16 protein-coding genes are annotated in these 12,829 nt (G+C 35.6%); all 16 read left to right on the forward strand.

The window, feature by feature from the left end:
* The first annotated feature begins 1 nt into the window (after window position 1).
* The 16 genes from SAR02S_RS02870 (at window position 2) to SAR02S_RS02945 (ending at window position 12,821) form a co-directional block, all read left to right on the forward strand.
* Complete coding sequence (locus tag SAR02S_RS02870) at window positions 2-856, forward strand: ParB/RepB/Spo0J family partition protein (protein WP_041956697.1); 855 nt, start codon at window positions 2-4, stop codon at window positions 854-856.
* A gap of 143 nt (window positions 857-999) precedes the next feature.
* Entirely contained in the window at window positions 1,000-1,422 is a 423-nt protein-coding gene (locus SAR02S_RS02875) for a FoF1 ATP synthase subunit B' (RefSeq protein WP_041956699.1), read from the forward strand.
* Window positions 1,423-1,433: 11 nt separating this feature from the next.
* Window positions 1,434-1,949: a F0F1 ATP synthase subunit B gene (locus tag SAR02S_RS02880; RefSeq protein ID WP_041956701.1), complete on the forward strand. Its 516-nt coding sequence runs from the start codon at window positions 1,434-1,436 to the stop codon at window positions 1,947-1,949.
* The gene (locus tag SAR02S_RS02885; protein ID WP_041956702.1) at window positions 1,949-2,479 is read left to right on the forward strand and encodes a F0F1 ATP synthase subunit delta; all 531 of its coding nucleotides are present in this window, start codon (window positions 1,949-1,951) and stop codon (window positions 2,477-2,479) included. Before SAR02S_RS02880 ends, SAR02S_RS02885 begins: the two co-directional genes overlap by 1 nt.
* 50 nt (window positions 2,480-2,529) lie before the next feature.
* Window positions 2,530-4,035, forward strand: a complete 1,506-nt coding sequence (gene atpA, locus SAR02S_RS02890) for a F0F1 ATP synthase subunit alpha (protein WP_041957269.1) — start codon at window positions 2,530-2,532, stop codon at window positions 4,033-4,035.
* A gap of 9 nt (window positions 4,036-4,044) precedes the next feature.
* Complete coding sequence (gene atpG, locus SAR02S_RS02895; protein ID WP_041956704.1) at window positions 4,045-4,929, forward strand: ATP synthase F1 subunit gamma; 885 nt, start codon at window positions 4,045-4,047, stop codon at window positions 4,927-4,929.
* Between the two features lie 33 nt (window positions 4,930-4,962).
* Window positions 4,963-6,360 (forward strand): F0F1 ATP synthase subunit beta, encoded by a 1,398-nt coding sequence (gene atpD, locus SAR02S_RS02900; RefSeq protein WP_041956705.1) that lies wholly within the window; start codon window positions 4,963-4,965, stop codon window positions 6,358-6,360.
* Between the two features lie 19 nt (window positions 6,361-6,379).
* On the forward strand, window positions 6,380-6,775 hold the full coding sequence (gene atpC, locus SAR02S_RS02905) for an ATP synthase F1 subunit epsilon (RefSeq protein ID WP_041956707.1): 396 nt from the start codon (window positions 6,380-6,382) through the stop codon (window positions 6,773-6,775).
* A gap of 5 nt (window positions 6,776-6,780) precedes the next feature.
* Window positions 6,781-7,368, forward strand: coding sequence for a MotA/TolQ/ExbB proton channel family protein (locus SAR02S_RS02910; RefSeq protein ID WP_041956709.1), 588 nt, complete (start codon window positions 6,781-6,783; stop codon window positions 7,366-7,368).
* The gene (locus tag SAR02S_RS02915) at window positions 7,368-7,760 is read left to right on the forward strand and encodes an ExbD/TolR family protein (protein WP_041956711.1); all 393 of its coding nucleotides are present in this window, start codon (window positions 7,368-7,370) and stop codon (window positions 7,758-7,760) included. The genes SAR02S_RS02910 and SAR02S_RS02915 overlap by 1 nt, the downstream gene beginning before the upstream one ends.
* 143 nt (window positions 7,761-7,903) lie before the next feature.
* Window positions 7,904-8,539, forward strand: a complete 636-nt coding sequence (locus SAR02S_RS02920; RefSeq protein ID WP_232293974.1) for a TonB C-terminal domain-containing protein — start codon at window positions 7,904-7,906, stop codon at window positions 8,537-8,539.
* Between the two features lie 6 nt (window positions 8,540-8,545).
* A complete protein-coding gene (gene tolB, locus SAR02S_RS02925; RefSeq protein ID WP_041957271.1) occupies window positions 8,546-9,811 on the forward strand; it encodes a Tol-Pal system protein TolB in 1,266 nt (421 codons plus the stop codon).
* Window positions 9,812-9,877: 66 nt separating this feature from the next.
* Window positions 9,878-10,375, forward strand: a complete 498-nt coding sequence (locus SAR02S_RS02930) for an OmpA family protein (protein WP_041956715.1) — start codon at window positions 9,878-9,880, stop codon at window positions 10,373-10,375.
* An 11-nt stretch (window positions 10,376-10,386) separates the two neighbouring features.
* Window positions 10,387-11,331, forward strand: a complete 945-nt coding sequence (locus SAR02S_RS02935) for a tetratricopeptide repeat protein (protein WP_041956717.1) — start codon at window positions 10,387-10,389, stop codon at window positions 11,329-11,331.
* Between the two features lie 109 nt (window positions 11,332-11,440).
* The gene (locus SAR02S_RS02940) at window positions 11,441-12,070 is read left to right on the forward strand and encodes an FKBP-type peptidyl-prolyl cis-trans isomerase (protein ID WP_041956719.1); all 630 of its coding nucleotides are present in this window, start codon (window positions 11,441-11,443) and stop codon (window positions 12,068-12,070) included.
* Window positions 12,042-12,821, forward strand: coding sequence for a sigma 54-interacting transcriptional regulator (locus SAR02S_RS02945; protein ID WP_369384976.1), 780 nt, complete (start codon window positions 12,042-12,044; stop codon window positions 12,819-12,821). The genes SAR02S_RS02940 and SAR02S_RS02945 overlap by 29 nt, the downstream gene beginning before the upstream one ends.
* Window positions 12,822-12,829 lie beyond the last annotated feature (8 nt).

Consider the following 12,829-nt stretch of genomic DNA (forward strand, 5'->3'; position numbering starts at 1 on the left):
GATGAGTGCAAAGAAAGTCTTAGGACGAGGTTTAAGTGCCATTATTGAAGATGTAGAAGAAGCGTACAAGCAAGATATTGAGCAAGCAAAAGATTTGGTACGTGACATTGCCATTGAGCGCATTACCCCTAACCCATACCAACCACGTACGCATTTTAATGAAGTTGCATTAAAAGAACTCAGTGAATCGATTAAACGACATGGATTATTACAGCCGATCATTGTTGTTGCTAAAGATGATGGCTATATGCTTCTTGCGGGTGAGCGACGTTTACGTGCAAGTAAACTTGCAGGTTTTACAAAAATCAAAGCCATCGTTGCAGACATCGAATCAAAGAATCTACGTGAATTAGCCCTCATTGAAAATATTCAAAGAGAAGATCTTAATCCAGTTGAGCTTGCGATTGCGTATAAAGAACTGATTGAAGAGTATAAAATAACCCAAGATGGTCTTTCTGAAATCATTCATAAGAGCCGAACACAAATTACGAATACAATTCGACTTTTAAGTTTAAGTGATCAAACTAAAAAATATCTTGCCGAGGGTATCCTCTCACAAGGTCATGCGAAAGTTCTTGTGGGACTTGAACCTAAAGATGAAGAGACGGTCGTCAATACCATTTTAGGTCAAAAACTCAGTGTTCGTGAGACTGAAGCATTGGTTAAAAAACTTAAAACTACTGATGATACAACTGGTAAACAAGAAAAGACCGCACCTGCTATTCCAGAAGAACTTCAAACACTTAAAAGTAGGCTAAAAGAGCTTGGCTTTGAGGCTACACCAAAAGCGAATACGATTACAATCCATTTTAAAAACGGTGAAGCAATCTATACTTTTTTGGAGCAATTGAAGTAATATAATTAGTTGTTTTGGTTAATTTAATAAACTATTTTCCTTTGCTGTGTTACAATTCGCGCAAAATTTTGAATACAGCAATCTTGTTTGTGCTAAAAAATCTTAAAAATTGAGTCTGATCTCGAGCTAAAGGAGCAAGAAATATGTTGGATATTATCCCAGCACTGTTACTGGTGACTGGAACTGTATTTTTAGTTTTGTTAATACTTCTTAACAAAACGCTTTATAAACCCCTTTTGGAGTTTATCGACAATAGAAATAACTCTATTAATCGTGATTTAGAAAATGCAGGGAAAAATGCCAGTGATGTTGTAGCCTACTATAAAGAAGTAGAAACGATTTTGTCTGAGGGCAAAATGGAAGCAGCGAAAATTAGAGAAGCTGCGCTAAACGAAGCTAGAGAAAAAGCTGCAAAAAAAGTTGAGCAAAAAAAGAGTAATCTTGAAGTTCAAGGTGTTGCATTTTTGAAGACTTTAGAGTCAGAAAAAGATGAGTTTAAAAATGGTCTGTTGGCACAAATGCCTCTTTTCAAAGAGAGTGTTTCTGCTAAACTAAGCCATATTTAAGGAGTATGCCAATGAAAATGAACTATTTTTTACTTTTGTTAGCTCCAATAGCGCTTTTTGCCAATGGTGGTGAAAGTGGTGGATCAACTGATATTCTTCCTAGAACCATCAACTTTCTAATCTTTGCTGCAATTATGTATTACTACGTTGCAGATGCGGCTAAGCAGTGGTATGTTGGACGTAAAAATGAGATTGCAACAAAGTTAGATTCTATTCAAGTAAAACTTAAAGAATCAAACAGCAAAAAAGAAGTTGCACTTGCTAAAGTTGAAGAAGCAAAAGCAAATGCAAGAGCTCTTGTGGAAACAGCAAAAAAAGAGGCAATTCTTTTAAGTGAGAAAGTTGTACAAGATGCAGAAGCAGAAATTGAAAGCTTAGAGAGAGCATTTGACGATCGTGTGAGTATTGAGCGTCGTAAAATGCAAAGAGCTATTGTGTGCGAAATTCTAGATGAGATGTTTAAAGAGGGTTCAATCTCTTTAGATAATGACGAAATCGTTAAAATTGTTAATAAGAAGGTTGCATAATGAGTGGAGCAATAGCAAAAAAATATGTTAATGCTCTCATGAGTGGATGTACTGAAGGTGAATTAACAGCGGCTTATGGATTGTTAGTTCAATTGGCTGAAGCATTTAAGATAGAGAAATTTAATAACATTGTTCTCTCTCCAGATGTTTCTTCGAAAACTAAAGAAGAACTTGTATTATCTTTAGTCGAAACCAAAAATGTGAAATTTCAAAATTTCATTAAATTACTGAATAGCAATGATCGATTAGAATTGATTCCCGTTGTGGCAAAAGAGCTAAAATACCAGCTCTCTTTGAAAAACAATACTTTTGAAGGCAGTGTTTCAACTAACTTTAAAATGAGTCAATCACAAATTGCGATGTTAGAAGAAAATTTTAGTAAAAAATTTAATGCTAAGATCAAATTAAACGCAAATGTAAACAGTTATCCGGGCATTAAAGTAGAATTAGATGATTTAGGTGTTGAAGTAAGTTTCTCCGTTGAGCGTCTTAAAGCTCAAATGACAGAGCATATCTTAAAAGCAATTTAACAATAATAATAGATAAAAAGAAAGTTAAGGAGTAGTTTGTGGGAGCAAAAATGAAAGCTGATGAAATCAGTTCAATCATTAAAGAGCGTATTGAAAACTTTGAGCTTAATGTAGATATCGAAGAGACAGGAAAAGTTATTTCTGTAGCGGATGGTGTTGCAAACGTTTATGGTTTGAAAAACGTTATGGCCGGTGAAATGGTTGAGTTTGAAAATGGCGAGAGAGGAATGGCACTTAACCTTGAAGAATCAAGCGTTGGTATCGTTGTTTTGGGTAGTTGTACTGATATTAAAGAAGGATCATCTGTAAAAAGATTGTCAAAACTTCTTCGTGTACCAGTTGGTGAAGCACTCGTTGGACGTGTTGTCAACTCTTTGGGTGACCCTATTGATGCGAAAGGTCCAATCAACGCAACTGAGACACGTTTCGTTGAAGAAAAAGCACATGGTATTATGGCACGTAAATCAGTTCATGAACCACTTCAGACAGGTATTAAAGCGATTGATGCCCTTGTACCAATTGGTAGAGGACAAAGAGAGCTTATTATCGGTGATAGACAAACAGGTAAAACAACGATTGCGATTGATACCATTATCAATCAAAAAGGTCAAAATGTTACATGTATTTATGTAGCAATCGGGCAAAAACAATCAACTGTTGCCCAAGTTGTTAAAAAACTTGAAGAACACGGTGCTATGGAATACACAATCATCGTTAATGCGGGTGCAAGTGATTCTGCTGCTATGCAATTCTTGGCTCCTTATGCGGGTGTTTCTATGGGTGAATTTTTCAGAGACAGTGGCAAACATGCCTTAATCGTTTATGATGATCTTTCAAAACACGCAGTTGCTTACCGTGAGATGTCATTGATTCTTAGACGTCCTCCGGGCCGTGAAGCATATCCAGGTGACGTTTTTTATCTACACTCCAGACTTCTTGAGCGTGCTGCAAAAGTTAATGATGAATTAGGTGCAGGTTCATTAACAGCTCTTCCAATCATTGAAACACAAGCGGGCGATGTATCAGCGTATATCCCAACCAACGTTATTTCAATTACAGATGGTCAAATTTTCTTGGAATCAGATCTCTTTAACTCAGGTATTCGTCCAGCAATTAACGTTGGTCTATCTGTTTCTCGTGTTGGTGGTGCTGCACAAATTAAAGCAACTAAACAAGTTGCAGGTACAATGAGACTTGATCTTGCTCAATACCGTGAGCTTCAAGCGTTTGCACAATTTGCAAGTGATCTTGACGAATCAAGTCGCAAGCAATTAGAGCGTGGTCAACGTATGGTTGAACTCTTGAAACAACCTCCTTATGCGCCAATTGCTGTTGAAAAACAGATTTTGATTATTTTTGCAGGTGCTAAAGGGTACTTAGATAGTATTGATGTTAAATCAGTAGGCCGTTTTGAAGCGGAACTTAACTCTTATGTTGAAGCAAAGTATGCAGATATTTTTGAACAACTTAAAGCTAAAAAAGCGATTGATAAAGAGCTTGAAGAGCTATTACATAAGGCATTGAGCGAGTTTAAAGCGACGTTTGCAGTCAAGTAAGGATAAGCTATGGCAAACCTTAAAGAGATAAAAAGAAAAATCAAGAGTGTTCAAAATACTCAAAAAACGACACGAGCTATGAAGCTTGTTTCAACTGCAAAGTTGAAACGAGCCGAAATGGCTGCTAAGCAATCACGTGTGTATGCCGTTAAAATTAACGAAGTACTAACTGAAATTGCTTATAAAATCAACCAGTACAAAAATGGTGCTGTTGAGAGTCGTTTCTTTGATAAAAATGAGACTCCAGGCACTGTAGATGTCATTTTTGTGACAGCTGACAAAGGTCTCTGTGGTGGCTTTAATATTCAAACCATTAAAGCAGTTCGCAAACTTTTAGCAGAATATGCAGAACAAAAAGTAACTGTAAGATTACGTGCAGTTGGTAGAAAAGGTATGGCGTTTTTCAATTTTCAAGGAATTGAACTCTTAACCTCCTATGCAGGTGTAAGTTCATCTCCAAGTTATGAAAAAGCACAAGAAATTATCAAAAGTGCAATTGATGATTTTGTCGAAGGCAAAACTGACAAAGTTATCTTGATACATAATGGTTATAAAAATATGATTTCCCAAGAGTTGAAAATCGTGGATATTGTACCTGTACAATCTCCTCTTGAAACACTCGAAACAAGTTCTCTAATGGAATTAGAGCCAGATGAGAGTGGTGAAGAGATTTTAGATTCATTGCTACAAAAGTATTTTGAATACAATATGTACTATGCACTCATTGATTCATTAGCGGCTGAACACAGCTCGAGAATGCAAGCAATGGAGAATGCAACCAATAACGCGAAAGAGCGTGTTGGCATTTTAACATTAGCATACAATAAAGCTAGACAAGAGTCTATTACTACTGAGCTCATTGAGATTATCAGTGGTGTAGAATCTATGAAATAAACTGTTCTGTAAAAAATAAAAGGAGAATATTCAATGAATGGATTAATTAGCCAGATTATGGGTCCAGTTGTTGACGTCGATTTTAATGGTTACCTTCCTAAAATCAATGAAGCGATTGAAGTGAATTATGAAGTAGAAGGCAAGAAACAAAAGTTAATTCTTGAAGTAGCAGCACATCTAGGCGACAACCGTGTAAGAACAATTGCAATGGATATGAGTGAAGGTTTAACAAGAGGTATTGTTGTTAAAGCGCTAGGAAATCCAATTCAAGTTCCAGTAGGTGAAGAAGTTCTAGGACGTATCTTTAACGTAGTCGGTGAGGTTATTGATAATGGATCAGATGTTTCAAGAAAAACATTATGGTCAATCCACAGAGAACCACCAAAATTTGAAGAGCAAAGTACTAAATCAGAAATTTTTGAAACAGGTATTAAAGTTGTTGACCTTCTTGCTCCTTATGCAAAGGGTGGTAAAGTTGGACTTTTCGGTGGTGCTGGTGTTGGTAAGACCGTTATTATTATGGAACTCATTCACAACGTTGCGTTTAAACACAGTGGTTATTCTGTATTTGCAGGTGTTGGTGAAAGAACTCGTGAAGGTAATGACCTTTACCACGAAATGAAAGACTCTAACGTTTTGGATAAAGTTGCACTGTGCTATGGTCAAATGAGTGAACCACCGGGAGCAAGAAATAGAATTGCACTTACTGGTCTAACAATGGCTGAGTATTTCCGTGATGAAATGGGTTTAGATGTTTTGATGTTTATCGATAACATTTTCCGTTTCTCCCAATCAGGTGCTGAGATGTCCGCACTTCTTGGACGTATTCCTTCAGCGGTTGGTTATCAACCAACACTTGCAAGTGAAATGGGTAAATTCCAAGAGAGAATTACATCAACTAAAAAAGGTTCAATTACTTCTGTTCAAGCAGTTTATGTACCAGCGGATGACTTAACTGATCCTGCTCCTGCGACTGTTTTTGCTCACTTAGATGCGACAACCGTTCTTAACCGAGCAATTGCAGAAAAAGGTATTTATCCAGCGGTTGACCCTCTTGATTCAAGTTCACGTATGCTTAATCCAGAAATTTTGGGTGCAGAACACTATAACGTATCTCGTGGTGTACAAGCAGTACTTCAAAAATACAAAGATCTTCAAGATATTATTGCAATTCTTGGTATGGACGAGCTTAGTGAAGAAGACAAGGTTACTGTTGATCGTGCTCGTAAAATTGAGAGATTTTTATCTCAACCATTCTTCGTTGCAGAAGTATTTACAGGAAGCCCTGGAAAATATGTTACCCTTGAAGAGTCAATTGCTGGATTTAAAGGTATCCTTGATGGTAAATATGATGATTTACCAGAAGCTGCTTTTTATATGGTTGGAAGTATCGAAGAAGTTATTGAGAAAGCTGCAAAACTAAAAAGCTAAGAAGCGATAAGGTTAAAAAATGAATACATTAAAATTGGAAATTGTGACTCCAACGGGTCAGATTTTTGCCAACGATGTAAAAAGTGTTACGCTTCCAGGTAAAGAGGGTGAGTTTGGTGTTTTACCAAACCACGCTTCTTTAGTAACGCTTTTACAAGCAGGTGTGATTGATATCGAGCTTAAAGACGGTAATCATGATGTTGTTGCTATTAATTGGGGACATGTCAAAGTAGATGAAAATTCTGTAACAGTTTTAGCCGATGGCGCAGTCTCAATTGGCGGTGCTAGTGAAAGTGAAGTAGCAAAGTCCTTAGAAGCAGCTAAACAACTCTTAGAGAGTATTAGTGATTCAGACGTAGCTATTGCTATGGCAACAGCAAAAATTGAATCTATTGCAAAAACAAGGAAATTTTAAATCTTATGTCATCTTTTGAATTGTTCTTGAATTATTTTGCAAGAAGTGGCTTTTTTACATGGGTGATTTTAATCTGGTTATCAGCTTATTTTGTCATTACATTCGGTATTTTTTTCAGTAGATACCTGTATTTAGGGCATTGGCTTTCTATCGAAAAAAATTCTTTAGAGTCAATGCTTATGGGTTCTAAAAATGTACGTGATGATTCGATTTTACGAAAATGTTCAGGTCATTCAGGAGCTTCTGAAAAACTTTTAAATGTCTGTAAGAATGTTGCTGAAAAAAATGCAACCAGTGGTTTATGGATGCTCTCTATTATTGCTTCTACTGCACCATTTATTGGGTTGTTTGGAACCGTTGTTTCTATTCTGGAAACATTTAGTGGGCTTGGTCAATCGGGTAGTGCGTCATTAGGCGTTATTGCTCCTGCAATCAGTGAAGCGTTGGTGGCAACAGCTACGGGTATTTTTGTAGCTATTCCTGCATACAGTGCAAATCTTTTTCTCAGAAGAAAAGCGTATGAAGTTATTGTGTATGTACAAAGAGAAGTGGATATTTTACTCTCTGCTAATGAGACAAGAAGAGATAACTAATGATGAGTCAATTGGACGAAGTGCCTGAACTAAATATTACTCCTTTAGTTGATATTATGTTAGTGCTCCTAGCCATCTTGATGGTTACAACACCTGCCTTGGTGTACGAAGAAGTCATTAAGCTTCCTGATGGAAGTAAATCATCTGTTGTTAGTAAACTTCCTGAACTTGAAATAAGGGTAACGAAGGATCGTAAAGTTTATATTAAAAATGATAGCTTTATGCTCGCCGAGTTTCCCGATAGTTTTATGATGCAAAAAAGTAAATACCCTCTTAAAAGTATTGTTTATATTAAGGCTGATGAAGGTCTCTCTTACAAAGACGTAATGTTTGTACTCAAAACTATTAAGCAAGCTGGTTTTACGAATGTATCTTTAGAAACGAATGGATAGATACTGTGTCAAGTGTGAATAGATATGCCTCTTTTGGATGGGCTATGTCCATCCTTCTCTATATATGCCTTTTAGTTTGTCTTGCCTATGTTTTAAGCTCTCATAAAGATACCATCAAAAATTATACTTCACAAAAAGATCCTATGAATGTTGCTTTAGTCGAGCGTAAAAAGAATGATTCTGAAAAGCTTAAAGAGGAACGAAAAAAGGAAGAGGTTGAAAAACCTGTTGTAAAACCGGTTGAAAAACCTGCCGAAGAGAAAAAAGTTGCTTCCTCTCCTAAAGAAGCTGTAAAAAGTCAATCACTTAGAGGTCTCTTTGAAGATATTAATACTTCAAAATTACCACCTGAAGCAAAAGAACAGAAAAAAACTCAAACTGCACCAACGCGTATCAAGCCTAATAAAGATGAAACAAAAGAGAAGAGTGAAAGTGCTGCATCTAAAATTGCAAACTCTTTGAATTTTTCAGAGCAAAAACATTTGATTGATACGAAAAAAGGTGGCGAATACGATCCATTTATTGGAAAAGTACAAGAGCTTTTGGAAGAAAATTGGCAAAAAACAATTGATACTGAAAATGGCAATGTGGCAAAAGTTGTCATCAAAGTAAGTGACAAGGGAACTTTTAGTTATAAAATAGTTTCGTTGTCTTATAATAATGACTTTAACAATAAGCTTAAAGAATTCCTAAAAGTTATGGAAGGAGTGGAGTTCCCTAAATACGAGAAGGGGCCACTTTTTGAAATGCAAGTGGAATTCAAAGATATTAAGGAGTAAAACATGATTAAAAAATTAGCTGTTTTCTTATTTTTGACAATTTTTTCTTTTGCTGCTGATGCAACAGTGGAAATTGTAAAAAAGATAGATGTCCTTCCAAAAATTGCAATACAAGATGCAAGTCCGAAAAATGTTGATTTAGAGTTTAGAAAAAGCTTTTTCAAACTTATCGCTGGAGATTTACGCGTTAGCAGTCATTTTAATGTACTCGATGACTATTTACAAAGTAGTTATGAAGGTGGTCCGTTAGAGAATTTTTTGTCTGATAAAAAAGTAGATATGATTTTACGCTTTAGTTTAGGACAAGATTTAAATGCCGCTTCTGCTAATGTAAAATTGATCAATGCAAAAACAGGTGTGACAACATTTGAAAAATCATATAGTATTACGGATAAAAAAAGAAACCCTTTCTTAGCACATAAAATTGTAGTCGATGCAAATGATCAAGTTGGGGCTCCTTCTGTTAAATGGATGGAGCAGTCTGTTATATTTGCACGATATACAGAAGCAAAGAAAAGTGAAATTGTTATCTCAGATTATACGCTGAGCTATCAAAGAGTTATTGTAACAGGCGGTTTAAACGTTTTTCCAAAATGGTCCAATGCAGAACAAAGTGGCTTTTTTTACACTTCTTACAGTGGCGCAGAACCAACTATTTATAAATATGATTTAAAAGATGGTAGTAGAAAGAGCATTATTTCAAGTCAAGGAATGATCGTTTGTTCAGATGTTTCAAAAGACGGCAATAAATTACTCTTAACAATGGCGCCAAAAGATCAGCCAGATATTTACCTTTATGATTTACAAACCAGAAAAATTACTAAGATAACAGATTATCCTGGTATTGATGTCAATGGTAATTTTATTGATGATGACAAACGTATAGCGTTTGTTTCTGATCGTTTAGGTACTCCTGATATTTTTGCTCAAGGAATTTATGATAAAAGTTTTGAAAAACTTGTCTATCATGGAAAAAATAAAAACTCAATATCAACTTATGATAATTATATTGTTTATTCGAGTAGAGAAAGTGACAGCGAATTTGGAAGAAATACCTTTAATCTCTACTTAATTTCAACAAAAACAGATTATCTACGACAATTAACAGCATCAGGTGAAAATCTTTATCCTCGTTTTGCTAAGGATCCTGATACAATTATGTTTATAAAACAGTTAGGAAATCAGAGTGCTTTGGGCATAATTCGTCTAAATGCAAACAAAACATATCATTTTCCATTAAAAACAGGCAAACTTCAGTCAATTGACTGGTGATTTTTTAAAAAAAATGTGGTATAATTCCGAAGTTTTTAAATTTGAACTTTTAAAAAGGATCTAATAATGGGTAAATTAGCTTTAACAAGCTTAGCAGTAGCGGTTTTGGTTTTAACAGGTTGTAGCCAAAAAAGTCCAGAAGTCGATATGACTAAAGGAACTAGTGATACAAAAGGTGCTTCTGATGGTATGAGTGCTCTTCAGAAATTAATTGCTTCTTTAGAGGCTAACTCTAAAACAATCTATTTTGATTTTGATAAATACAACGTCAAAAAAGATCAACAACCAAATATTGATGCAAACGCTGCATTATTCAACTCTGCAGAAGCTAAAAGCTTTTCAATCAAAGTTGAAGGTAACTGTGATGAATTCGGTACAGACGAATACAACTATGCACTTGGTCTTAAAAGAGCAAAAAGTGTTAAAGATGGTTTAGTTGCTAAAGGTATGGTTGCTGATAGAATTACAGTTGTAAGCTATGGCGAGAGTAATCCTGCTAGCACAGAGCACAATAAAGAAGCTTGGGCTAAAAACAGAAGAGCAGAATTTAAAGTTCTTCCATAATCTTTGCTTTGATGAAAAAACAGATTTTTCTATTATCGATAGCGTTGCTGCCTATGGCAGCGCTATCGAGTGAACCCTCAGCTTTTGGATCCAGCGATTTTAGTAGCGGAACTACCTCCTATAGTAATACTGTCAGTGTTAGTGACAAAAAACCTCAGAATAGCCAAAAAGCAGCCATTTTTAATGAAAATACTAGTAGTAGTAAAGCGGATATTAGCAATATTTCTGAACAATATGAAGGTGTACGCTCAGTTTTAGATAGTTATGCTACTAAAATTGCTAAACAAGATGAACGTATAAGACAACTTGAAGAAGAGATGAAAAAACTTCGTGAGTATGTCGAAGAAAGTCGTAAAATTCAAACAGATAATCAAGACAAAATTAAAGTTGTTGTTGGCGAACTTGGGTCACTTATTGATTCAATTAATAAAAATTATGTTCCTAAAGATAAATTTGATCAACTTGCCAATGAAGTAAGAGGCGGTAAAGGATCAACTGCTAAAGGAACAGCAGCTCCAGCAGCAGAACCAGTAAAAAAAGATGCAGTAAAAGAGACTCCTGCAACATCGACACCACCATCAAAGACAATTTCTGCTAAAGAGTTAAGCACAAAAGACAGTGCAACTCTTGTTAAAGATGCAGATGATTATTTTGAAAAAAAATCCTATCCTGAAGCACAAGCACTCTATACAGAACTTTTGAATCGTAATTATAAACCAGCAAAAGTCAATTTTAATCTTGGTGAAATTGCTTATAGCCAAAAATCTTACAGTACGGCTATTGAACACTATAAATCAAGCATAGCACTGTTTGATAAAGCTGCATATACTCCAACCCTTTTATATCATACAGGCGCATCTTTTGAAAAGCTAGGTAAAACCAAAGAAGCACAAGGTTTTTACAAAGCTCTCAAAGATAGTTATCCTGATTCTCCTGAAGCAAAAAAAGTTAAATAACTTTTTTTATACACTTCTTTGCACAAAAAATAGACTTAAAACTTTTGCCTAAGGGCATATACAACAAATATATGTTAAAATCTTCTGTTTATAAATTAAGGGAGAAAATATGAGTATTAGTGATAATCAAGTAGTTTCAATCCATTATGAGCTTAGAAATGTTGATAATGGTGAAATTTTAGATAGTAATATTAATGCAGCACCACTTTCTTTTATTGTTGGAAAAGGTCAAATTATTCCAGGATTAGAAGCAAAAATTAAAGAGCTTAAAGCTGGTGAGAACGCTGACATTAAAGTAATGGCTGCTGATGCCTATGGCATTTATGATGACAATGCTGTTCAAACATTACCAAAAGAGCAATTTGCTGGACTTGAGCTTCAAGTTGGCATGACACTTTATGGTCAAGGTGAGCATGGTGAGACAGTTCAAGTTATTGTTAAAAGCTTTAACGATGAAACAGTTGAAATTGATTTCAACCATCCTTTAGCAGGAAAAGATCTTTTATTTGCAATTAGCATTTTAGAAGTACGTGAAGCAACAGCCGATGAAATCTTAAACGGTTATGTCGGTGGTGGACATGGTGGTTGTGGATGTGGATCAGGTGGCAGTTGCCACACTACAGATGACGATGAACATGAATGTTGCGGTGGACATGATCACGATCATGAACATGGCGAAGGTGGATGCTGCGGCGGCGAAAGTCACTCTCATGGTGGCGGATGTTGTGGATCACACTAATTATATAGCAAAATCAAGAGCCTCTATGGAGGCTCTTAAATCTGCCAATCTTCTCAAAAGTGTCACCATTAGTGCGCTTATTTTAGGTGAAAGTGGTGTAGGGAAGCAGACACTTGCTAAGCATATTGTTTCTGCCCCCATTGTCGATGCGAGTGCTTTCAATGAACTTTTAGCACTTATTGAAACCAATAGTAGTCTCATCGTCAAAAATTTTCATAAAATCACAAATTATAAAAAACTCAAAATTGCTTTAGATGTTCATAAAACACGCATTATTGCAACATCAAGCTTACCTATAGGTGAGCCTTTAATGGATGAGTTTTTCAGCCTCAAAATTGTGATTCCTCCTTTACGTGAACGTGAAGAAGATGTGGTTCCTTTGATGGAGAAATTCGCTCTTGAGGCATGCATGATGTTTGATGGAGAGTTTGGTGAAGCCCCTTGTTTAGAAGAGATTACTCCTGATCTTAGCAAAAACTGTTATTCATTAAGACGATCCGTTTACAATGCTTATTTAATGAATTCATTTGGGGAAGATGAAATTTTAGCAATGATGGAGCGATTTTTATCCCAACATATTGGCGGAAGAAACGACTATCGCGATCTTTTATACCTTTTTGACGTTCCCATGATTAAAAGTGGTTACGCTAAATTTGGCTCACAACTTGCCATTAGTGAAAAATTTGGACTCAATCGAAATACCCTGCGTAAAAAAATCAACGATTACAAAGATAGATTAAAAATAGACTAAATTTTTGC

The sequence above is a fragment of the Sulfurospirillum arsenophilum NBRC 109478 genome (genome assembly GCF_000813345.1).
Lineage (GTDB): Bacteria > Campylobacterota > Campylobacteria > Campylobacterales > Sulfurospirillaceae > Sulfurospirillum > Sulfurospirillum arsenophilum.